This window comes from Streptomyces sp. NPDC097981 (assembly GCF_040302565.1).
GTDB lineage: Bacteria > Actinomycetota > Actinomycetes > Streptomycetales > Streptomycetaceae > Streptomyces.
This window is the reverse complement of sequence record NZ_JBEORW010000037.1, coordinates 54,764-77,207: the sequence shown is the minus strand read 5'-3', so window position 1 is coordinate 77,207 and position 22,444 is coordinate 54,764. Positions and strand designations below refer to the sequence as shown.

20 protein-coding genes are annotated in these 22,444 nt (G+C 72.8%); 4 read left to right on the top strand and 16 right to left on the bottom strand.

What is annotated here, in order from left to right:
- Positions 1-29 precede the first annotated feature (29 nt).
- The 13 genes from ABTY04_RS29730 to ABTY04_RS29670 all read right to left on the bottom strand — a co-directional run bounded on the left by ABTY04_RS29730 (position 30) and on the right by ABTY04_RS29670 (position 14,013).
- The gene (locus ABTY04_RS29730) at positions 30-413 is read right to left on the bottom strand and encodes a DUF2752 domain-containing protein (RefSeq protein ID WP_352216496.1); all 384 of its coding nucleotides are present in this window, start codon (positions 411-413) and stop codon (positions 30-32) included.
- Between the two features lie 44 nt (positions 414-457).
- Entirely contained in the window at positions 458-703 is a 246-nt protein-coding gene (locus ABTY04_RS29725) for a CD225/dispanin family protein (protein ID WP_352216495.1), read from the bottom strand.
- Between the two features lie 210 nt (positions 704-913).
- Positions 914-1,345 (bottom strand): hypothetical protein, encoded by a 432-nt coding sequence (locus tag ABTY04_RS29720; protein WP_352216494.1) that lies wholly within the window; start codon positions 1,343-1,345, stop codon positions 914-916.
- Positions 1,346-1,358: 13 nt separating this feature from the next.
- Complete coding sequence (locus ABTY04_RS29715; protein WP_352216493.1) at positions 1,359-3,500, bottom strand: CHAT domain-containing protein; 2,142 nt, start codon at positions 3,498-3,500, stop codon at positions 1,359-1,361.
- Positions 3,501-3,506: 6 nt separating this feature from the next.
- Positions 3,507-4,217 carry a GntR family transcriptional regulator gene (locus tag ABTY04_RS29710; RefSeq protein ID WP_352216492.1) on the bottom strand — a complete coding sequence of 237 codons (711 nt, stop codon included), beginning with the start codon at positions 4,215-4,217 and terminating at the stop codon, positions 3,507-3,509.
- Positions 4,218-4,271: 54 nt separating this feature from the next.
- Entirely contained in the window at positions 4,272-5,231 is a 960-nt protein-coding gene (locus ABTY04_RS29705) for an ornithine cyclodeaminase family protein (RefSeq protein WP_352216491.1), read from the bottom strand.
- Positions 5,228-6,262, bottom strand: a complete 1,035-nt coding sequence (locus ABTY04_RS29700) for a proline racemase family protein (protein ID WP_352216490.1) — start codon at positions 6,260-6,262, stop codon at positions 5,228-5,230. The genes ABTY04_RS29705 and ABTY04_RS29700 overlap by 4 nt, the downstream gene beginning before the upstream one ends.
- Positions 6,259-7,263, bottom strand: a complete 1,005-nt coding sequence (locus ABTY04_RS29695) for a proline racemase family protein (RefSeq protein ID WP_352216489.1) — start codon at positions 7,261-7,263, stop codon at positions 6,259-6,261. The genes ABTY04_RS29700 and ABTY04_RS29695 overlap by 4 nt, the downstream gene beginning before the upstream one ends.
- A 16-nt stretch (positions 7,264-7,279) precedes the next feature.
- Positions 7,280-8,206, bottom strand: coding sequence for a dihydrodipicolinate synthase family protein (locus tag ABTY04_RS29690; protein ID WP_352216488.1), 927 nt, complete (start codon positions 8,204-8,206; stop codon positions 7,280-7,282).
- 75 nt (positions 8,207-8,281) lie between these two features.
- Positions 8,282-9,745: an FAD/NAD(P)-dependent oxidoreductase gene (locus ABTY04_RS29685; protein WP_352216487.1), complete on the bottom strand. Its 1,464-nt coding sequence runs from the start codon at positions 9,743-9,745 to the stop codon at positions 8,282-8,284.
- Positions 9,726-10,055, bottom strand: a complete 330-nt coding sequence (locus tag ABTY04_RS29680; RefSeq protein ID WP_352216486.1) for a (2Fe-2S)-binding protein — start codon at positions 10,053-10,055, stop codon at positions 9,726-9,728. The genes ABTY04_RS29685 and ABTY04_RS29680 overlap by 20 nt, the downstream gene beginning before the upstream one ends.
- Positions 10,056-10,385: 330 nt before the next feature.
- Positions 10,386-11,537, bottom strand: a complete 1,152-nt coding sequence (locus tag ABTY04_RS29675; RefSeq protein ID WP_352216485.1) for an NAD(P)/FAD-dependent oxidoreductase — start codon at positions 11,535-11,537, stop codon at positions 10,386-10,388.
- A 91-nt stretch (positions 11,538-11,628) separates the two neighbouring features.
- Positions 11,629-14,013 (bottom strand): collagenase, encoded by a 2,385-nt coding sequence (locus ABTY04_RS29670; RefSeq protein WP_352216484.1) that lies wholly within the window; start codon positions 14,011-14,013, stop codon positions 11,629-11,631.
- Positions 14,014-14,186: 173 nt separating this feature from the next.
- On the opposite strand from ABTY04_RS29670, the gene ABTY04_RS29665 reads away from it, so the two are divergent.
- The 3 genes from ABTY04_RS29665 to ABTY04_RS29655 all read left to right on the top strand — a co-directional run bounded on the left by ABTY04_RS29665 (position 14,187) and on the right by ABTY04_RS29655 (position 18,329).
- A complete protein-coding gene (locus tag ABTY04_RS29665; protein ID WP_352216483.1) occupies positions 14,187-15,557 on the top strand; it encodes an aminopeptidase P family protein in 1,371 nt (456 codons plus the stop codon).
- A gap of 593 nt (positions 15,558-16,150) precedes the next feature.
- On the top strand, positions 16,151-17,227 hold the full coding sequence (locus ABTY04_RS29660) for a peptidoglycan recognition protein family protein (RefSeq protein WP_352216482.1): 1,077 nt from the start codon (positions 16,151-16,153) through the stop codon (positions 17,225-17,227).
- Positions 17,228-17,393: 166 nt separating this feature from the next.
- Positions 17,394-18,329, top strand: coding sequence for a DUF2690 domain-containing protein (locus ABTY04_RS29655; protein ID WP_352216481.1), 936 nt, complete (start codon positions 17,394-17,396; stop codon positions 18,327-18,329).
- Between the two features lie 92 nt (positions 18,330-18,421).
- Here ABTY04_RS29655 and ABTY04_RS29650 read toward each other — a convergent pair whose 3' ends face one another.
- The 3 genes from ABTY04_RS29650 to ABTY04_RS29640 all read right to left on the bottom strand — a co-directional run bounded on the left by ABTY04_RS29650 (position 18,422) and on the right by ABTY04_RS29640 (position 20,688).
- On the bottom strand, positions 18,422-19,021 hold the full coding sequence (locus tag ABTY04_RS29650) for a hypothetical protein (RefSeq protein ID WP_352216480.1): 600 nt from the start codon (positions 19,019-19,021) through the stop codon (positions 18,422-18,424).
- 150 nt (positions 19,022-19,171) lie between these two features.
- On the bottom strand, positions 19,172-19,582 hold the full coding sequence (locus ABTY04_RS29645) for a RidA family protein (RefSeq protein WP_352216479.1): 411 nt from the start codon (positions 19,580-19,582) through the stop codon (positions 19,172-19,174).
- Positions 19,579-20,688, bottom strand: coding sequence for an acyl-CoA dehydrogenase family protein (locus ABTY04_RS29640; RefSeq protein WP_352216478.1), 1,110 nt, complete (start codon positions 20,686-20,688; stop codon positions 19,579-19,581). The genes ABTY04_RS29645 and ABTY04_RS29640 overlap by 4 nt, the downstream gene beginning before the upstream one ends.
- 136 nt (positions 20,689-20,824) lie before the next feature.
- Here ABTY04_RS29640 and ABTY04_RS29635 point away from each other — a divergent pair, with 136 nt between their 5' ends.
- Positions 20,825-22,444, top strand: a complete 1,620-nt coding sequence (locus tag ABTY04_RS29635) for an AMP-binding protein (RefSeq protein ID WP_352216503.1) — start codon at positions 20,825-20,827, stop codon at positions 22,442-22,444.

The window sequence follows — 22,444 nt, the reverse complement described above, 5'->3', positions numbered from 1 at the left end:
GGGTTCGGCCCGTGGCCCGTCCGCGTAGGTCAAGCGCCCAGCACTCCCCCGAAGACGGGGAGGTTGCGCACCACCGTCCACAGGACGACCACGACGAGCACCACACGCGGCCACCATGGCGGGAGCACGCGCCGACTGGTCCTGCCAGTGACGACGCGCAGCCACACGACCACGGCGCACGGCAACAGCACGACCAGCAGCAGGTTGTAGTCCGCCGCGGCCGGCACATTGCCGTGAACGAGCTGGTGGAGCGCACGCAAACTGCCGCAGCCCGGGCAGTCGAGGCCCGTGAGGGCTCGGAACGGGCAGCGCGGGAACCGGCCGGGTCGCGTGGGGTCCACGAGGCCCACGACGACGGCGACGGCTGCGAAGACCCCCGCGGCGAACCAGGCGTCGCGCACGGGCTTCGGCAACCAGACCCACGAAGCCAGACGGCGGGCCCGGCTGCGCCGTGCCGTCACGGCCCCGGCAGGGAGGTGGTGGTGTTCGTGCCCGTGGACATGCCGATGGCGATGATCACCGCCCATGCCAGGAGTCCGGCGACGAGGCTCACGATGACGAAGAGCCGCGCCTTGCGCGACGCCTCGGCGGCTCCCGCGAAGTCGCCCTCGTTCCACTTGGCCGGGACCTGCGAGGCGAAGACGATGGCAGCGATCCCGGTCGGCAGGAAGCAGAAGAGCGTGACGAGGATGGCACCGGTCAAATACGTGTCCGGCGACTTCGTCCGTCCCGAGTGGTCGGCAGTACCCCACTGCTGCTCTGGCCACGACGGCGGCGGGGAAGGCGGTTGCTGAGGAGGCGGTGGGATGATCGGCTCCTGCCACGGAGTCTGCGGGCCCCAGTCCTCGTCGCCGCCGGGAGGCGGAGTTTGGTGTCGGTCTGCCATGGCTGCGCACCTCTCTGAATCCGGACCTCAGGCAGGGGTCCACATCGCGCGTCGGGGATCCCAGATCCACCGGTCACCGCAGGCGTCCAGAAGGACGGCCTTCTCGTACGCCTGGTCCGGCAGGTCTGCGGTGAAGGTGACCTGGCCGCCCGACGCCGACTCGACGACCACGCCCTCGGGCGTCTGCTCTGCTTCCGGGCCGCCTCGCAGCAGTCGGTCCACGAACGCCTTCAGCCCCTTGTGGGACTCGTCGGCGAGACGCTGGAACAGGGTGCTGAGAAACGGCTCCAGGACAGCGCCCGTCACCAGCACCAGCACGACGTCGTTCGCCCCTCTCCGCGTGGGCCGCAGCATGCACGTGGAGGTGACTCCGGCCCCGAGCAGCAGGTCCTGCCCCTCCAGCGCCGGGGTGGAGGGGAGCGATGAGGGCCAGAAGATCTCGACCTCGGGGTTCGCCATGACGTGTCTCCCTTTATGACCAGTGAGGCAGCGACCAGCGCTCGACGGCACCCGCGCGGGTGCCGGTCACCAGACCCTGGCCACCTTCGAGGAACGCCAGCCCGGCGAGCCTGTGCGCCGGCTCCGCCACGACGGTCAGCGCCCCCGTCTTCAGGTCCCACAGGGTCACCGTGCCGTCGTCGTCACAGACGGCGAGTGCCGGGAAGCCGGAGGCGAACGCCAGGTGGGAGGGTTGTCGCCCGTGCTCCGTACGCTGCAGGAGACGACCGTCCCAGGACCAGACGCGCACCCTGCCGTCCGCACATCCGGTGGCGAGGAGATGTTCCGTGAGTGCGAGGCAGAGGACGGGCTGGGGCTGCGGCCAGGCCGTCACCGGCTGTCCTCGCACGTCCAACTGCCGTACGAGGCCGTCACTGCTGGCGACGACAACGTGCCGGTCGCCCGGCGCGAAGGCGATGGGACCCAGCCTGCCGCGCCAGGCCTTCCGCTGCCAGGCCCGCTCCTTGCCCGGCCAGGCGGGAAGGTCCCGTACCCGGGCACCCCACATGTTGTAGACGTAGACGTGATCCCTGACCGTCACTGCGAGCCAGCAGCCGTCCGAGCTGAAGGCGAGGGCATCGCCCTGTCCTCCCACGTTCATCACACGGACCGGCTTTTCGCTCTGGAGGTCCCAGACGACGACGGTGCCGTCGTTGTGCCGACTGGCCACGTGCCGTCTCCAGGGGCCCCAGGCCACGCGCACGGGAATCTCTCGCTGCACGGGCATGCATTGCGCGACCAGCCCGCCGCGGACGCCGTTCACGACCCGGACCACGCCGTCGCCGCACGCGGCGGCAACGAGGCCGGAAGGCCCGAGCGCCAGGTCATTGCAGGGACCGACATCGGCGAGCAGATCGATCCTGTGGGAGAGGCGTCGTACCGGTGCGGGAGGCGGCGGGCCCGGCGGAGGCGGTCTCGGGCCCGGTGAGCCGGACTGTGCGTCCGGCACCGAGAAGATCCGGGTTTCGTCCGAGGCGAGGAACAGCACGGGGGTGGCCCACTCCAGGCTGTCCAGATCCATCTTCACGTCTTCGCGGGCGAGGGTCACCGCTCGGTCGACCGGAAGTCCTTCGGCGATCCGCTCGTAGAACGAGGAGGCGAAGACGAGCGCTGCCCGGTCGGTGATCTTGTACTGCATGGCGACCACGGCCGGCACGCCGGCCCGTACGAGACTGGCGGCGGCACTCGTGAAGACGTCCTCGGATCCGCTGACCGCGGACTCGCAGGAATTCAGCACGATGAGACGCAGGTTCGGGCAGTCCGCGATCAGCCTCTCGAAGTCGCTGGCGTAAATCTTCCTGGCCGACCCGTCGTTGCCCGAGAGCTGAACGTATCCGGCATTGCGTTCCTCGTCGAATCCGCCGTGACTGACGCAGTGGAGGACGTGCCAGGAGCCGAAGCGCAGTTCCCTCGCCAGATCCTGCCATCGGTCTCCGGTAAGCCAGTGGACGTCCACGTTGTCGGAGCTGTACCGCTGAAGCGCACCCGCTATCTGCCTCCCTTCTTTTTCCCCCTCCAGGACGGGCAGATCGCGCGGGTTTGCCGAAATTCCCAGCACGCGCAACGGAAGGGTGAGGGCCAGCGGGGGAATCCGGTTCATGAGGCGCAGGCACCGAGCGACCGGAACGCGGAGGGCGAGATAGTCATCGCGGGAGGGATCGACGAGGTATTCCCAGGGGATGCGCGCCACGTGCGGACCGTTCGTCCGCAGCAGGATGCGCAGCGGAGTTCCCTGTGTGCGCGAAAGACTGCGGCACCGGTCGAACTGGATGAGTATGTCGTCCCGGAAGATTGCCGCGGTGAGGCGCGCCCCGAATTCCCGGACGGGCTTTTCCGTGAAGGACGCCCCCCGCACGACCACGGGGCTGTACGACTTGGCCAGCAAGCTCTCCACCTGGGAGAGCACGGACCGGAGTTCGTTCTCGGAGTAGGGCACCGGAACCCGAATCAGCGCTTCACCGCACTCAGAAGAACACGACACGATCCAGTTGGTGTCGGCTTCAATGATTTCCAGCTGGAACTGGAGATCTTTCATCCAATCACCTCCGGCCCCTGGATATAGTTGACACCCGATGTTTCGCGGCGTCCACCCAGGGGCCCGGCCCTCGACGGCCAAGCGCTCCTAGAGGCTTGAGCCGAGGCCGCCCGGTGTGCGGCCGACCGGTTCGTCGCGGCCCTGGGCCCAGAGGGAGCGGACGTGGCCGAGGTGGCGGACCATGCAGGCCTCCGCCGCCTCCGCGTCCCCGCCGATCATCAGGTCCAGCAGCTCGATGTGCTCCTCGGCGGAGGAGACCAGCTTGCCCGCCTCGTCCAGCCCGGTCAGGCCGTACAGGCGGGAACGCTTGCGGAGGTCGCCGACGGTTTCGACGAGCCGGTCGTTGCCCGCAAGGGCCAGCAGGGACAGGTGGAAGCGACGGTCCGCCTCCAGGTAGCCGATGAGGTTGTGCTCGCGCGCGCTGGTGACGATCTCCTCGGCGATGGGGCGCAATGCCTCCAGCTGCTCCGCCGTGGCGATCTTCGTGATCCGGCCGATGGTCGGCACCTCGATCATCGTGCGCAGTTCGGTGTACTGGTCCAGGTCGCGCTCGCTGACCTCGGTGATCCGGAAGCCCTTGTTGCGGACCGGTTCCACCAGGCCCTCACGGGCCAGGTCGAGCATCGCCTCGCGGACGGGCGTGGCCGAGACCCCGAGCTCGGCGGCCAGGCCGGGCGCCGAGTACACGCTGCCGGGGCGCAGTTCACCCGCTATCAGGGCTGCTCGAAGGGCGTGGCCGACCTGGTCGCGGAGCCGTTCCTGAGCCTTGATGAGACTGTGCTGCTTCAGGTCACCCATTGCTTTTCCTCCGAACCCTTCGCACCACCGAGTGCAGAGGAACAGCGTACAATGTCACGTTGCGCTTCCCCGAGCGGTGGTGTCTCCCGCGGCGCGGTACATCGCCACCGCCACTGCGAGATCTTCCCAGGCCATGCCCACACTCTTGAAGAGCTGTGGACAACCCGCCGCTCCGGCCGCCGGGATCCGGCCCGCCACCAGGTCGGCCAGGGTGCCGCTGATATGACCGGGCCCGATGCTCCCCTCCGCTTCCGGCACCAGCAGGTCCCCCGCCTCGCGCAGCGCCGCTGCCCGCGATTCCACGTACACGGCGGCCCGGCGCACGAGGGCGGTATCGGTCTCGCGGGCGTCCGGCTCGTGCGAGCCGACGGCCACGACCGTCGCGCCCGCAGCCACCAGCCGCCCGTCGAAGAGGGGTTCGCGGGCCGTGGTGCAGCAGAGCACCACGTCCGCGTCCGCCACGTCCGCCGGGCTGCCCGTGCGCGCCGGGACCCCCAGGGCCCGGGCGTACTCCGCCAGCTTCTCCGCGGCCGCCGGCGTGCGGGCCACGATCACGGCCTGCGCCAACTCCCGTACCTCCCGTACCGCTTCGAGGTGGCCGTACGCCTGCGGGCCGGCACCGAAGAGCACCAGCCGCAGGGGCCGCCCGGCCGGTGCCAGGTACCGCAGGGCGAGCGCGGAGACCGCCGGGGTGCGCAGGGCGGTCAGCGCCGCGCCGTCGAACAGGGCCAGCGGGCGCAGCGTCGGGCCGTCCAGCAGCAGGTAGGAGCCGGTGATGCGGGGCAGGCCGAGGGCCGGGTTGCCGGGCGCCACACCGGCGATCTTGACCCCGGCGTACGCCCCCGCCGCGGCCGGCATCAGCAGCAGCTCTCCGCCCCCGGGCACGGGCAGGGCCGAGCGCTGCGGGCAGGCCTCCGGGTCCAGCCCGGCCCGCAGCGCGTCGGCCAGCGCGTCGGCGGCCGCGGCCGGGGTGAGCAGTGCGGCCGTCTCCGCGGCCTCGAACTGCGGGATCACAGGAGGAATCCGGCGCCGAGGGCGTCCTGCGGATCGCGTACGAAGGTGTGCTCGCCGGTGCGGTACGCCGTGCCGGTGACCTCCGTGACGAGGCCGTCGCGGGAGCCCCCCGGGACGGCGCGGCCCGTGAACACCGTGCCGACCACCGACTCGTGGAGCAGGTCCTCGCCCGCCCCGAGCCGCCCGTCCTCCACGAGCAGCGCGAGGCGCGCCGAGGTTCCCGAGCCGCAGGGCGAGCGGTCGATCTGCCCGTCGGCGAACACGGTGACGTTGCGCTGGTGCGGGCCGAAGGGGGTGTCGGGCAGCTCCTCGTGGAGGATCACCCCGTAGACCCCGGAGAGCAGCGGCCCGCCGGGGTGCCAGGTCCCGGGGTGGGCGGCCAGCGCGGCCCGGATCTCCTGCCCGGCCCGGACGAGTTCGGGCAGCGCGGCCCGGGAGACGCCGAGGCCCAGGTCCCGGGCGGCGACGGATGCGTAGCAGGCGCCGGCGTGCGCGATGTCCACCTCCGCCATGCCCAGGGTGGTCGCCACCGGGACCTTGCGGGCGCCGACCCGGGCGGGGACGTTGCGGAAGGTGACCCCGGTGGTGCGGCCGCCGCTGCGGTGCACGGTGGCGGCGACCCGCCCCGACGGCACGTCGATCCGCACCTGTACGTCCCCGTCGTCCGGCGCGGCGACCCGGCCGGAGTCCACGGCCCAGGCGCCGAGCGCCATCGTGCCGTGGCCGCAGGCGGTGGAGTAGCCGTCCTTGTGCCAGAACAGCACGCCGAAGTGGGCCCCGTCGTCGTCCGGGGGCACGACGAACCCCCCGTACATCCCGGCGTGGCCGCGCGGCTCCTGCACGAGGAGCCGCCGTACGTCGTCCAGGGGGCTGCAGCGCGGGGCCGTCCCGGAGCCTCCGGGGCCGATGGCGGTGGCGCAGCGCTCGGCGACGGTGTCGCCGGGCACGGGGGGCAGGCCGGCCGAGGCGACGTCGACGATGCGGAAGGGCTCCCCGGCGGTGTGGTAGTCCACGGTGTGTACGACGGTCAAAGGAGGAACCCTCCGGGGAAGGGGTCGGACGGGTCGAGGAAGTACTGGGCGGTGCCGGTGATCCAGGCCCGCCCCGTGACGGTGGGGACGACGGCCGGGAGCCCGCCGACCGTGGTCTCCCCGACCAGCCGGCCGGTGAACTCGGTCCCGATGAAGGACTCGTTGACGAAGTCCGCGCCGAGCTCCAGGAGGCCGCGCGCGTGCAGCTGGGCCATGCGCGCGCTCGTCCCCGTACCGCAGGGCGAGCGGTCGAACCAGCCCGGGTGGATGGCCATGGCGTGCCGGGAGCGGCGGGCGTCGGAGCCCGGGGCGGCGAGGTAGACGTGCTTGACCCCGGCGATGGAGGGGTTCTCCGGGTGGACGGGCCGGTCGCCGGAGGCATTGATCGCGTCCATGACGGCGAGTCCCGCGGCGAGCAGGTCGTCCTTGCGGTCCCGGGAGAAGGGGAGCCCGAGGGAGTCGAGTTCGACGAAGGCGTAGAAGTTGCCGCCGTAGGCGAGGTCGTAGGTGACCGTGCCGTACCCGGGGACCTCGGCCTTCAGGTCGAGCCCGACGCAGAAGGAGGGGACGTTGGTGAGGGTGACGGCGGTGGCCGCCCCGTCCTCGACCCGGACGTCGACGCTCACGAGCCCGGCCGGGGTGTCGAGCCGGACGGTGGTGACCGGCTCGACGGCCTCCACCATGCCCGTCTCGACCAGGACGGTGGCGACCCCGATGGTCCCGTGCCCGCACATGGGGAGCAGGCCCGACACCTCGATGTACAGCACGCCGAAGTCGGCGTCGGGCCGGGTGGGGGGCTGGAGGATGGCGCCGCTCATCGCGGAGTGGCCGCGCGGCTCGTACATGAGCAGGGTCCGGACGTGGTCCGTGTGCTCGATGAAGTGCAGCCGCTTCTCGGCCATGGTGGCGCCGGGGATCACCCCGACGCCCCCGGTGATCACCCGGGTCGGCATGCCCTCGGTGTGCGAGTCCACCGCGTGGTAGACGTGACGCGTGCGCATGGGGTCTCCCGGTCGGCTAGTTGAGGCCCTCGGCGAGGGCCTTCTCGGTCGCGGCACGGACGGCCGCCTCGATCTCCCCGGTGAGGGGGAAGCGAGGCGGGCGGGTGGCGCCGCCGGGGCGTCCCGCGATGTCCATGGACAGCTTGATGGCCTGGACGAACTCGGTCTTGGAGTCCCAGCGCAGCAGCGAGTGCAGGGACTTGTACAGCGGAAGCGCGGCGGCGACGTCGCCGGCGACGGCGGCCCGGTAGAGCTCGGCGCAGGAGCGCGGCAGGGCGTTGGGGTAGCCGGCGATCCAGCCGACCGCGCCGGCGAGGGCGAGTTCGAGGAGCACGTCGTCGGCGCCGATGAGCAGGTCGAGGCCCGGGGCGAGTTCGGCGATCTCGTAGGCGCGGCGGACGTCCCCGCTGAACTCCTTGACGGCGACGATGCTGCCGTCGCCGTGCAGCCGGGCGAGCAGGGCGGGGGTCAGGTCCACCTTGGTGTCGATGGGGTTGTTGTACGCGACGACGGGCAGCCCGGCGCGGGCGACCTCGGCGTAGTGGGCGCGTACGGCCGTCTCGTCGGCCCGGAAGGCGTTGGGGGGCAGGAGGAGCACGGAGCCTGCTCCGGCCTCGGCGGCCTGGTCGGCCCAGCGGCGGGCCTCGGCGCTGCCGTAGGCGGCGACACCGGGCATGACGCGGGAACCGTCGCCGCCGGCCGCCTCGACGGCGGTACGGACGACGCGGGCCCGCTCCTCGTCGGTGAGGGTCTGGTACTCCCCGAGGGAGCCGTTGGGGACCACGCCGTCGCAGCCGCCCTCGATCAGCCAGGCCACGTGCTCGGCGTAGGCGTCGTAGTCGACGGAGAGGTCCTCGCGCAGGGGCAGCGCGGTGGCGACCATGATGCCGTGCCAGGGGCGGGTGCGGGGCGGGGTGGGCGCGGGGGTGTGCGCGTGGGTCATGAGAGAGCTCCCTAAGTGATGTGTGACATTTTACTAGTGGGTGTGAGGCGGCCACAAGGGCCGCGGCCCGCCGGATCAGCCTTCGACCGGGGGCAGTTCGGCGAGGTGGCGCAACGGGACCGGGCAGGACAGGGGCCGCCGGTCGGGTACGGCGTCGTGGGACGCGGTGTTGTGGGACGCGGCGTCGTGGGACGCGGCGGCTTCCCCGGCGAGGGCGGCGACGGCCGGTCCGCACATGCGGCCCTGGCACCAGCCCATGCCGCAGCGGGTGAGGAGTTTGACCGTACGGGCGTCACGCGCGCCGAGGTCGGCGACCGCCTCGCGGATCCGGCCGGCCGGGACCTCCTCGCAGCGGCACACGTCGGTGTCGTCGCGGAGCCAGCCGGTCCAGCCGACGCCCGGGCGGTGGGCGGCGCCCATCGCCTCGGCGAAGGCCCGCAGCCGCGCCCGGCGGCGGGCCAGGGCGGCGGGGGCCGGGGGCCGGCCGGCGATCGTCCGGGCGGCGATCGCGTACGCGGCGATCTCCCCTTCCAGCAGTGCCAGTCGGGCCCCGCCGATACCGCCGGTCTCACCGGCGGACCAGATCCCGGGGACCGAGGTCCGCTGCTCGGCGTCCAGCACCAGGGCGAAGGTGCCGTCGGCGCTGCGACGGGTGGCACAGCCGAGGCCGGCCGCCAGCTCCAGCTGGGGAACGAGCCCGTGGCCGACCGCGAGGGCGTCGCACGGGATCCGGCGGGCGGTGCCGGGCACGGGACGCCAGTCCCGGTCCAGGCGCGCCACGGTGACGGCCTCGACCCGGTCGGTGCCGTGCACCTCGGTCACCGCGTGCCGGGTGAGGAGGCGGATGTGGCGGTGGAGCAGGGCGCTGCCGTACGTGGCGGCCTCGGCGAGCTTGCCGGGGTTGCGCAGCAGGGCGGGAACGTGGCCGGCGTAAGCGGTGTACGCGGCGGCCTCGACGACGGCCGGCACCCGGGCCCCGGCGGCCGCGAGCGACCCGGCGACGGCGAGCAGCAGCGGCCCGCTCCCGGCGACGACCACCCGCTTGCCCGGCAGTACGAGCCCGCTCTTGAGCATGGCCTGCGCCCCGCCGGCCCCGACCACCCCGGGCAGGGTCCAGCCGGGGAAGGGCAGTTGCCGCTCGTACGACCCGGTGGCGAGGAGCACGGACCGGACGTGCAGGGTCGCGGCCGCCTCCTCGGGGCCGGCGACGGCGTGCAGCGTCCAGGCCCCACCGTCCGGGACCACGGTCCAGACGTGGTGGCCCGGGAGGTACGTGATCCGCCCGGCCGACACGTGGGCGCGCAGGGCGGCTTCGCGCGGGGCGAAGGCGGCCCATCCGTGGTGCAGGGCTTCGGGACGCTCCGCCCCGAGCCCCGGCGCGGGGTGGCGGTAGTACTGCCCGCCGGGGCGCTCCCCCGCGTCCAGGAGGGCGACGCGCAGGCCGAGTCCGGCGGCCGTGACGGCGGCGGCGAGCCCGGCGGGGCCCGCGCCGACGACCGCGAGGTCGCACGGGGCAGCGTCAGACGCCGAGCTCGGCATGGCCGGTTCCCTCCTGGGTGGTGACGGTGTCCCCGGGGCGGGCGGGGACGAGGCAGGCGCGCTGGTTCGGGCGGCCGTTGACGGTGACGAGGCAGTCGAAGCAGCTGCCGATCCCGCAGAACGCCCCGCGCGGGGCGCCGCCTTCGCGGGTGGTCCGCCAGGCGAGGATCCCGGCGCCCCACAGCACGGCGGCGATGCTCTGGCCCGCCTGCGCGGTGAGCTGCCGCCCGTCGAAGCGGAGCGCGTACGTGGCCGTGGGAGCTCCGCCGACCAGGGTGCGGGGTGTGCGGGTGCGCGTGGGTCGGGTCATCGTCCGTTCTCTTTCTGCGTGCGGTCGGGTCGGCGGGCCGGTGCCGCGGTCCGCTGCGCGGGGCCTTGTCCCCGCCCCGCCCCTCTCCCGCTCACCGGGGTTCCGCCCCGGACCCCGCCAACGGCGCGGCACCCGGCCTGGATCCGGGCGGAGCCGAATCCGGCCCCGCCGGCGTGTGAGGCGCGGGGCCGGGCAGAGCCCGGTTTCGGGAAGGGGCAGGGTGGGGGAAGGGCCCCGCGCAGCGGGCACCCGCACCGGGGCCGTCGACCGGCCCAGACCGTCGGGTCGGAACCGAAGCCGCGGCAGCGGGGGTTCGGGGTCCGGGGGTGTTCATCGGGCCGTGTCCCGGTCGAAGCGGTCGGGGCGGAACGGCAACAGGGGGAGCGGGGGTTCCACCCCGGTCAGGGCCGCTGTGATCAGCGCGCCCGTGGCCGGGGCCAGGCCGATGCCCGCGCCCTCGTGGCCGCAAGCGTGCAGCAGGCCCGGGACCCGGGGGTCCGGGCCGATCGCCGGGAGGTGGTCGGGGAGGTACGGCCGGAAGCCGTGGTAGGTCCGCAGCACCCGGACGTCCGCCAGGACGGGGAACAGCGCTGCCGCCTGGGCGGCGAGGCGGCGCAGAGCCTCCACGGACAGGGACCGGTCGAAGCCGACCCGCTCCCGGGTGGCCCCGATCAGCACCGGGCCCGACGGGGTGCCCTCGACCACTGCGGAGGACTGCAGGGCCGCGGAGCCGCTGGCGACGTCCGCGATGTAGTCGGCGGCGTAGACCTTGTGCCGGACCACCCTCGGCAGCGGCTCCGTCACCAGGACGAACCCGCGGCGCGGGAGCACCGGCAGGGACACCCCGGCCAGTTCCGCGATGCGGCCGCCCCAGGTGCCGGCCGCGTTCACCACCGCCGGGGCGAGGAGTTCACGGCTGCGGGTGCGGACCCCGCGGACACCCCCGGCCCCCGTGAGGATGCCGGTCACCTCCTCACCGAGGTGCACCTGCGCCCCCGACGCGGCCAGCAGCCTCGCCGCCGCCTGGGCCGGCTGGACCTGGGCGTCCTGCGGGTACAGGAACCCGCCCGCCCGGCCCGGGGCCAGATGGGGCTCCAGCTCGCGCAGGTCGCTCTCCCCCGCCTCGACGGCGTCGACCCCGGCGGCTCGCTGGCCCCGGGCGAAATCGCGCAGCGCCTTGAGCGAAGCCTCGTCCGGGGCGACGACGAGCCCGCCCTTGGCCTCGTACTCGATCTCCTGCGGGAGGACGGCGGCGAGTTCGCGCCACAGCCCGGCCGACAGCAGGGCCAGGTCGAGCTCCGGGCCCGCCTCCTTGTCGGAGACGAGCAGGTTGCCTTCCCCGGCTCCGGTCGTGCCGCCCGCGACGGGGCCGCGGTCGACGACGGCCACGGTGAGTCCGGAGCGGGCCGCGTAGTAAGCGATCGCGGCTCCGACGACGCCGGCGCCGATGATCACGACGTCCAGGGGATGTCTCTTGGGCACGGCAGTAATATGTCACATTCTCTAGTAGGTGCCTAGGGTCGGCCGGGCGGGCCCTTCCCCCGTTGCGGAAGGGGCCCGCCCGCCCGCGGGATCAGCTGCGCAGCGGACCCTCACAGCTGTAGCTCGACGTCCCCGCCACGTGGTTGGTCCAGATCTCCACGGGGCCGAAGGAGCAGTTCATGTCGGCCAGGTTGTTGGAGGCCGCGCCCGCCCGGTCGAGGATGAAGTAGTCCACCGTCTCCGACATGTCCTTGAAGTTCTGGTCGTCGCTGCGCCAGTTCTTCAGGTTCGCGGTGATCCGGCCGGTGCAGGTGAACCGGCGCTTGCCCGGGTCCCCGTTCTCCACGCAGTCCGGGGTGTTGTACGTGGCCGTCGCGAAGGAGGACTTCACGTTCGCGAGCGCGGAGTCGCGCAGCCGGTCGTTGGCCGTGAAGCTCGTGTTCGGAACGTAGAGCTGGTCGACCTTGGCGATCTGCGCGTCCAGGAAGCGGTCGTAGTCGCGCTGGAGGTAGGTGTCCGCGCCCATCCGGTGGCGCCAGGAGTCGTACGCCGCGACGTCGTTGTTGCGCAGGTGGGTGTACATCTCGCGCAGCAGCGAGGGCTTCTCGGTCCACAGGAACTCGAAGAAGGTGCCCGCGTAGTTGTAGAAGCGGAAGCCGTCGCCGTCGTACGTGGCGTTCAGCAGCTGCTCGACCGACATCCGCGGGCCGCCGCCGGCCGTGTCGTTGATGATGCCCTTGACCAGGGACTTGCGGACGGCGATGCCGTTGTCGCGGGTGGCGCCGTCGAAGAACTCGGCGGTGCCCTCGTCCATGGCGGTGGTGCGGTCGCCCTCGTACCAGGGGCCCTCGCCGAAGAACCCGGGGACGGCGAAACGGCCGTTGAGGTAGTGCGTGTACTCGTGGCGGAAGAGCTCTTCGAGGGTGAGGGAGGAGTCCTGCGGGACGCGCCGCTGGTACGTGTAGAAGGTGGCGCCGTTCTCGATGTACATGCCGCCGTTGTTGGTGCCGTAGCCGTTGAGCATCGTCTGGTAGGTGACGTAGTCGGCGCGAGAGGCGTACAGCACGATGTTCAGCGTGGTGTTGGGGTCGCCGGCCAGGGGCTGGTCGGTCCCGAGGACCCGGTGGAACTGGGTCTTGACCTGCTTGCTCGCGTAGTAGAGCTGGTCGACGGTGGCCCGGTCGAGTGCCGTGCGGACCTTGATGCCGCCGTTGTCGTAGGTGTAGGTGTTCGGGAAGAGCATCTTCTCGATGTCCTCCTTGCACACCCCGTACGGCTTGCACGCCTCGTAGGTGTTCAGCCATGAGACGAGCTTCGCCCACTGCTCGCTGCCGTTGCCCCACCCGGCCTTGACCGGGTCCAGGAGGCCGCCGAGGTCGGCGACGATCTGCCCCTGGAGGCCGTCGATCTGGCCGAACCGGCCGTACTCGCCGAGCGCGTCGCGGGCGGCCCAGTCGTTGGCGGTGCCCTTGAGGTGGGTGTATCCGGCGAAGGCCTTGAAGGCGGCCCGGTACCCGGGGTCGGCCGCCGCGGCCGCGTGGAAGGCGCTGTCCTGGTTGCCCGGGTACACGCCCAGGTAGTTGACGGTGAGGGCGGCGAGGACGGCGCCGCCCCAGGCGGCGTCGCGGTTGGTCGCGGTGTGCGACGCGTCCAGGGTGGCCAGGACCTTCTTGACGAGGCCGAGCTGGTGCTGGCGCAGGCCGGGACCGGTGGCGTAGAGGGCCTCGCGCAGGGTACGGGCGTTGGAGGCGGTGGCGTCGAAGGTGTGCGCGGCGTCGCCGAAGTCGGCGATGGCCCGGCGCATGGCGTCGACGGTCGGGGCGTCGGTCAGGTCGATCTCGGGGCGCGAGAAGTCGTGGTAGACGGCCGCGTGCAGGTAGGTGAACATCTCCTCCAGGTGCGAGGAGTTACTGCCGTCGTGGGTGGCGGCCAGGCCGGATATCCGGCGGGACACGGCCTGGACGTGGGCATCGGACATGACGGGCGCGAGGCGTGCGTCCCAGGTCCAGATCAGCCCGCGCAGACAGCCGTCGGCGGTGACGGCCGGGTCGGCCAGGAAGTCGGCGAACTGCTCGGGGCTGAGGCCCTTGATCCCGTCGAGGGTGCAGGGAACGCCCGCGGCGACGCTCCGCGCGGTGGGCGCGGCCTGGGCGGCGGCCAGCTTCCGGCTCTTCTCGGTGCGCTCGGCGGGAGCGGCGGCGGCCGTGGCGGGCCCGGGGACACGGCCGTCGGCGGCCAGCCCGCCCGGGGCCTGGGCCGTCGCCGGCGCGGCCTGCTTGGGCGCGGCGAGGTGGTCGACCTCGTCGAACGGGTTCGCACCGGGCGCACCGGAGGCGAAGGTGCCGGGCACGGCGGCGGGGGCGGCCACGGGGGTCCGGCCGGCGGTCTGGGAGACGGCCTGGCCGGCGGAGGCCAGCAGCGTCACCGCGACGGCGGCGGAGAGGAGGGACGTACGCACAGCTCTGTGCTGAGACACCAAGAACTCCTGATGAGGAAGGGAGGTGGGGGAAGTGGTGCGTGAACTGCCCTGCGTCACACGGCGTTTGACGGGGATTAACGTGCCGCGGTGTGAGCTGTAACATAGTAATGTGAAATTGCACTGACAAGACCTGTGCGCCCACCAGTTCGCATCTTCTTGAGGGAGCCCCCATGGCCGACACCCCCTCCCGCCTCAACATCGGCAGCCACGATCTGCCGGTATCGGCGGAATTGTCCCGCTTCATGGCCGCCGACTGGGCGGCGTCCCCCCTCCCCGACGCCGCGCGGGTCTCCGCGTACGAGGTCACCCCGGCCCGGCGCGCCCGGCTCTCGGCGCGCTTCCCGGGCGAGCGGCTGATCATCCCGGCCGGCGAGCTCAAGGTCCGCTCCAACGACTGCGACCACCGATTCCGCCCGCACAGCGCGTACGCCTGGCTGACCGGGCTGACGGGCGAGGACCAGGTGGGCCACGTCCTGGTGCTGGAGCCCTCGGGACCGCACGGCCACGAGGCCGTGCTGTACCTGCGCCCCCGGTCCTCGCGCGCGGACGGCAGCGAGGAGTTCTACCGGGACCGCCGCTACGGGGAGTTCTGGGTCGGCCGCCGTCCCGACCTGGCGGAGGCGCAGCGCCTGACCGGCCTGCGCTGCGCGCACCTCGACGCCCTCGGCTCCCCGACGGGCCGCAATGCGGCGTCCGACGCCGAACTGGGCACCGCGCTCTCGGAATTGCGCCTGGTGAAGGACGCCTGGGAGGTGGCGCAGCTCCAGCTGGCCGTCGACCACACGGCCGCCGGTTTCGAGGACGTCGTACGGGCGCTGCCGCGCGCCCTGGCGCACCCGCGCGGCGAGCGGTGGATCGAGGGGGTCTTCGGCCTGCGCGCACGGGCGGAGGGGAACGGCACGGGGTACGAGACGATCGCGGCGTCGGGCGCGCACGCGTGCGTCCTGCACTGGATCCGCAACGACGGCCGGCTCGACCGGGACGAACTGCTGCTGCTGGACGCGGGCGTGGAGACCGACAGCCTCTACACGGCGGACATCACGCGCACCCTCCCGCTGTCGGGGCGCTTCTCCCCCGTCCAGCGGCAAGTGTACGAACTGGTGCTGGCGGCGCAGGACGCGGGCATGGCGGCGCTGCGTCCGGGTGCGAGCTTCCGGGACTTCCACCGGGCCGGGATGCGGGTGATCGCGGAGGGCCTGGCGGAGTGGGGCGTCCTGAAGGACGCGCAGGGCGACCTGCACCGGCGGTACACGCTGTGCAGCAGCGGCCACATGCTGGGGCTGGACGTCCACGACTGCGCGAAGGCGCGCGCGGAGACCTACCTGGACGGGGTCCTGGAGGAGGGGCAGGTCCTGACGGTCGAACCGGGCCTGTACCTCCAGCCGGACGACGAGACCCTGCCGGCCGAGCTGCGCGGCATCGGCGTCCGCATCGAGGACGACCTGGTCATCACGGCGACGGGCGCCCGGCTGATGTCGGGTGCCCTGCCCCGCACGGTGGCGGGCATCGAGGAGTGGATGGGGACCCTCCTGGCGGGCTGAGCATCCACCCCACCCCCGTGGGGATGGATGCCCGTCCCGCGGACGGTCAGCTCGGCAGGGGCCCCGCCGGACAGCCGGAACACTAGGCTGTTTCCGGCCGCGTCCCGGTGTCCCGCCCGTCTCCGGGACGTCCCGGAGACGGGCGGGACGACCGTGAGCGGCCGAATCCCCTGGCCGCGCCGTCCCGGGAGAGCGGCGTCCCGTCCCTCGTCCGGGACGGCGGCGGGGCGGCCAGGGACGCGCGCCCAGGGGTCAAGGTGTCGTCCTCCAACCCCGAGGAAGCCTTCAAGGGCCAGGCCGTCTGCGGCTCGCCCGAGGCGGTCCACGGCATCGTCATGGACCTGGTCGGGAGCGACTCCCCGCCGAAACCCCTCGGCCCGGTCCTTCACCCCGGAGATCGCCGACGCCCGGCACTACGCCGATGCGCCGGAGCAGACCCTCCGCGCGATGTGCTGATCCGCCGCCGACGGCCGTCCCGTGCCGTCCCACGAGTCCCGTGGGACGGCACGGGACGTCGGGACGGCCTGTCAGCTTGTCCCGGCGCCACTCAATTCCTAGCGTTCACCTGCAACTTCTCGACGGAACGGACGCACATGACCACGCCGACGGCACAACAGATGCTCCGCCGACGCACCCTTCTGGCCGGCGCGCTGTCCCTGGGGGCTGCACTGACCACGCTGGGGACGACGGCCGGACGGGCGTGGGCCGCCGACGGTCCGCTGATCTCCGGCTGCGAGGCCTGGGGCGCTCGGGCGCCGAAGAGCCCCGTGAAGGTGCTCACGGCCCGGCCACAGAAGATCATCGTGCACCACACGGACACCGCCAACGTGACCGACTACGGGCAGGGCGCCGCCTTCGCACTGGCCCGCGCGATGCAGACGTACCAGATGGACACCGAGCACTGGATCGACACCGGGCAGCACTTCACGATCAGCCGGGGCGCGTTCGTCACCGAGGGCCGGCACCAGAGCCTTGCCGCGCTGGACAGTGGTACGCAGATCGTCGAGGGCGCGCACTGCCCCGGCCAGAACACGGTGGCCATCGGCATCGAGAACGAGGGCACGTACATCACCGAGGAGCCCCGCGCCGAGCAGTACGCGGCACTGGTCGGCCTCTGCGTCCGCATCTGCCGGCAGTACGGGATCCGGCCGTACCAGATCTACGGGCACCGGGACTTCCACAACACCGAGTGCCCCGGCGACCGCCTCTACGCCCTGCTGCCGCAGCTGCGCGCGGACGTGGCGGCCCGGATCGGCGGCGACCCGTCGGCTCCGGTCTGGCCGATGGTGCGCATGGGCGATGTGGGCGAGCGCGTACGCGTCCTGCAGTGCCTGCTGGTCCAGCGCGGGGCGGCGATCACGCCGGACGGCTCGTTCGGGCCGGCGACCGACGGCGCGGTGCGCGCGTTCCAGAAGCAGATCGAGGCCGGCGTCGACGGGGTGGCCGGAAACCAGACCTGGAACCAGCTGTGCGCGCCGGTGGCGCAGGGCGCGGCCGGGGAGGCGGTGAAGGCGGCGCAGAGCCGGCTGTCGGGGCTCGGCTTCCCGACGACGGCGGACGGGGTGTTCGGAGCCGGTACCGCGGCCAAGGTGGCGGCGTTCCAGAGCTCGCGCTCGCTGCCACAGGACGGCGTCGTGGACGCGCGGACCTGGAGCAGGCTGCTCGCCTGACCTCCGTGCCGGCAGGTGCTCCGAGAGCCCTGTCATGACCGTGACCCCGGGGAGTTCGACTCGCCGGGGTCATAGTCATGCGCACGCCACTTCGTGGCTCATACTGTTCCCCGCGGCCGACGTCCGGGGGACGTGGGTATGAGTACGAGACAGGGGGACTCACCTGATGGCAGGTGGATCAGGGGTGGCCGGCGGCGGTGACGCCCCGAGAGGCGACGGTCCGAGAGGCGACCTCTTCGCGGAGATGCGCCGGATCAAGGACGCATCGCAGCTGAGCTACAACCGCCTTGCGGACAAAACGCATTACAGCCGCTCCTCCTGGGAGCGGTTCCTGAACGGCAAGCAGGTTCCGACGCGCATCGCGGTCGAGGAGTTCGCCGCCGCCGCAGGGGAGGATCCCGCGCCGCTGCTCGCCCTCCTCGAACTGGCCGTCGTACGCGACGAGTCGCCTGCAGAGGAGCCGGCGGCCCGGACCCCGGAGCGCCCCGGGCCGGAGCCCGTCCCCTCCAGCGCTCCGGTGGCGGCGCAGACCGCACCGGCGGCGGAAGACTCCACTCCGGTACGGCGGTTCACCTGGCCGGGGATCCTGCGCACGGCCGCCGGCATCCTGGCGGGCGCCCTGCTGGGCAGTCTGCTGACTGTCTTCCTCATCGAACCGGCCGGCGCGGGTACCTCCCAGGCCGCCGCCGGGGCGAAGGGCTCGCCCGCCACCGCGACTGCGCAGACCCGCCCGAGCGGACCGGTCAAGGTCGGCTGCAAGAGCGACACCTGCATGCGCCGTGAGCCACAGGCGGAGGACTGCCAGTGGGACGCGATCACGGTGCGCCAGACCTTCCTGCGCGGCATGAGCATCCAACTGCGCTACAGCGAGGCCTGCCAGGCGGTGTGGGGACGTGTCGAGAACGGCAACATCGGGGACACGGTCATGATCAAGGACAAGCGCAGCTCGTCCGACGAGGCCACGATCCGGATGGAACACGACACGTACACGCGGATGCTGGCCGTCACCCCGGAGGACACCTGGGAGACCATCACGATCTGCGGGGCGATTCCCAGCCAGAAGGAGCAGGAATGCTCCCCGATGGGTGCGATCAAACCCTGACCGGGCCCGGGAAAACAGGACGGGGCGGCGTCGCGACGCCGTCCCGTGGACAGCACATCAAGTGGAACCGGAACCTCTACCCAGGCACGTCGCTAGTGGCCGCCGCCCCCGCCGCCGCCGCCGTTCCCACCGCCGCCGCCGCCGTCGCCGCCACCGCCGCCGCTCCCACCGCCGCCGCCGTCGCCGCCGCCACCGCCGCCGTAACCGCCACCGCCGCCGCCGTCGCCGCCACCACCGCCGTCGTGACCGCCACCGCCGTCGCCGCCACCGCCGCCGCCGCCGTAACCGCCACCGCCGCCGTCGTCGTGACCGCCACCGCCGCCACCGCCGCCGTCGTCGTGACCGCGGTTACCGGATCCGTTGTCGTTCCGGCCGTTGTCGTTCCGGCCGTTGTCGTGGCCACCGTTCCAGTTGTTGTCGTTCCGGTTGCCGTGGTCGAAGCGACCGTCGTTCCAACGGAAGTTGTTCCAGTTGTCGTTCCAGTAGACCTTGCCGTGGCGGCCGTTGAACCAGTGGTCGACGTCCCAGCACCAGCTGGGCCAGTCGTTCCAGTCGCGCCAGCGGGAGGGGTCGCAGCAGTCGCGCCAGTCATCTGCCCGCCAGTTGCCGTCACGCCAGTGGTCGGAGCACCACCACCTGGTGTGCTGCTGGGTCTGGGGGAGCCCCGCTGCGAAGGCCCCGCCTACAGGCATCAGGCCGAGCGTGGCACCGGCGGCTCCTGCCACAACCGCCGCAATCATCCTACGGCGCATAACCATGCACCTCCGAGCATCGGTTACATTCTCGACGAAAGGGTCATTTCCACCCTCACCCTTCTCTGGCCCGCTGTCAAAGCCACCTGGTCAGCGGTCCGGCGGCCGGAGTACGGCGATACCGTCCAGTTCGACCATGGCCGTGTCGTCCCAGAGGCGGACGACACCGATGACCGCCATGGCGGGATAGTCGCGTCCCGCCAACCGCCGCCAGATACGGCCGAGTTCGGGTGCATGCGTGCGGTACGCGTCCACGTCGACCGTGTAGACCGTCACCCGGGCCAGCTCCGCCGGGCTGCCGCCGGACGCGGCAAGGGCCGTCAGGAGGTTGGCCAGGGCGCGCTCGAACTGCTCGGGCAGGGTGTCCCCCACCACCTCACCGGAGGGGTCGAGCGCGGTCTGGCCGGCCAGGAAGACCAGCCGGGAGCCGCTCGCGGCCACGGCGTGGGAGAAGCCCGTCGGCGGGGAGAGCTCCGCCGGGTTGATCCGATCGAGACTCACCGGTAGAGCTCCTTCGCGATGATCGTGCGCTGGACCTCGCTGGCGCCCTCGTAGATCCGCGGGGCCCGGACCTCCCGGTACAGGTGCTCCAGCAGGTGGCCTCGCTGGAGGGCGACGGCGCCGTGCAGCTGGACCGCGTGGTCCACCACGTACTGGGCCGTCTCCGTCGCAAGCAGCTTCGCCATCGCCGACCGGCGCGGGACGTCCGGCGAGCCGGCGTCATACGCGCCCGCCGCCGCATAGACCAGGAGCCGGGCGGCCTCGGTACGGGTGGCCATCTCGGCCACCCGGTGGCCCACCGACTGGAGATCGCCCAGCACCCCGCCGAACGCGCGCCGCGCCGCCGTGTACGCCAGGGTGGCGTCCAGTGCGGCCCGGGCCATGCCGACCGCGAAGGCGCCCACGCTGGGCCGGAACCGGTTCAGGGTGTCCATCGCCACCCGAAAGCCCCCGCCGGGCTCACCGAGCAGGTCCTGCGGGCCGACCGGGACCCCGTCGAAGACCAGGCGGCCGATCGGATGCGGGGAGAGCATCTCCAGGGGCTCGCCCGACAGGCCGGGCCGGCCGGCCGGGACCAGGAAGGCGGTGACGCCCTTGGCGGCCGGCCCCTCGCCCGTCCGGGCGAACACCGTGTAGAAGTCCGCCTCGGGGGCGTTGGAGATCCAGCACTTCTCGCCGCGGAGCCGCCAGCCCTCCGCGTCCCGCTCGGCCTCCAGCGCCAGGGCCGCCGCGTCCGAGCCCGCCCCCGGCTCGCTCAGCGCGAAGGCCGCCACCGCCCGCCCGGCCCTCACCTGCGGCAGCCAGCGCGCCTGCTGCTCCGGGGTGCCCGAGCGGAGCACCGGATGCGCCCCCAGACCCTGGAGGGCGAGGGCCGTCTCCGCCTCGGTGCACCCGTACGCGAGGGATTCGCGGAGCAGGCACAGCTCCAGCGCCCCGGAGGTGAAGACCCGCTCCAGCAGGCCCAGCTCGCCCAGGGCGGCGAGGAGCGGGCGGTTGACCCGGCCCGGCTCCCCCTTCTCGGCGAGCGGCCGCAGCCGCTCGCCCGCCAGCACGCGCAGGTGCCCGCACCACTCCTCTTGTTCCGCCCCGAGCGCGAATCCGGTCATCCGAACATCCCCGCTTCTATCGCGTCCTATTGACTGCCGTCACCATCACGATACGCTCGTGGGGCAAGTGCACGGCCTGCTCCGCCACTTCGGCCCCCGACCGGGGCCGCTGCCGTTGCAAGGGGGCGAACCCGCCTTGGAGCTCAAGCCTTCCGCCCACGCCGACACCTTCGCGCGCGACCACCTGCCGCCGCCGCACGCCTGGCCGCGGCTCCTCTTCGAGCTCCCCGAACTGGCCTACCCCGACCGGCTCAACTGCGCTGCCGAGCTGCTCGACGCCACCATCGCCCGGTTCGGACCCGACCGCCCGGCCTTCCTCAGCGGGGCCGGCGAGGTGTGGTCGTACGGCGAGCTGCGCGAGCGCGTGGACCGCCTCGCCCACGTGCTCACGGCCGACCTCGGCGTCGTCCCCGGGAACCGGGTGCTCCTGCGCGGCCCCACCGGTCCCTGGCTCGCCGCCTGCTGGCTGGCGGTGTTGAAGGCGGGCGCGGTGGCGGTGACCGTCCTGGCCCAGCAGCGGGCACAGGAGCTGGCCACGGTCTGCGCGATGGCCCGGGTTCAGCACGCGCTGTGCCATGTGGCGGTGCTGGACGACCTGGCGAAGGCCGAGGTGCCCGGCCTGCGGATCACCCCGTACGGCGGCGAGGCGCCCGACGACCTGCTCCGGCTGGCCGAACGGCACCGGGCGCCCTTCGCCGCCGTCGAGACCTCCGCCGACGACGTGGCCCTGATCGCGTTCACCTCGGGGACGACCGGCCGCCCCAAGGGCTGCATGCACTTCCACCGCGATCTGCTCTCCGTCGCCGACACCTTCTCCCGCAACGTCCTGCGCCCCCGCCCCGACGACGTCTTCGCGGGCAGTCCGCCGCTCGGCTTCACGTTCGGCCTCGGCGGGCTGGTCGTCTTCCCGCTGCGCGCCGGGGCCTGCGCGCTGCTGCTCGACCAGGCGGTCCCGCGCCGGCTTCTGCCCGCCCTCGCCGAACACCGGGTCACGGTGCTGTTCACCGCGCCCACCGCATACCGGGCGATGCTGGACGAGCTGGGCCCGCACGACGTCGGCACGTACGACCTGTCGGCGCTGCGCCGCTGTGTCTCGGCGGGCGAGAACCTCCCGGCCGCCACCTGGCAGGCATGGTACGAGCGCACCGGACTGCGGATCATCAACGGCATCGGTGCCACCGAGCTGCTGCACATCTTCATCTCCGCGGCCGACGAGGACATCCGCCCGGGTACGACCGGCCGCGTGGTGCCGGGCTGGCAGGCCCGGGTGGTGGACGGCTCGGGCCGCCCGGTCGCCGACAACGAGCCGGGGCTGCTGGCCGTACGGGGCCCGGTGGGCTGCCGGTACCTGGCGGATCCGCGGCAGGAGGAGTACGTGCGGGACGGCTGGAACCTGACCGGGGACACCTACGTCCGCGATCCGGAGGGGTACTTCCGGTACGTCGCCCGCGCCGACGACATGATCGTCTCGGCGGGCTACAACATCGCGGGCCCCGAGGTGGAGGAAGCCCTGATGCGCCACCCGGACGTGGTGGAGGCCGCGGTGGTGGGCCGCCCGGACGAGCGACGCGGGCAGATCGTGGTGGCGTACACCGTGGTGCGGGCCGGCGCGGCACTGACGGAGGAGGCCCTGCGCGCGTTCATGCAGGCCGAGCTGGCCCCGCACAAGTGCCCCCGCGCGTTCGTCTTCCTCCCGGCGCTCCCCCGGACGGCGACCGGGAAACTGCAGCGGTTCCGGCTGCGCGATCTAGAGTGA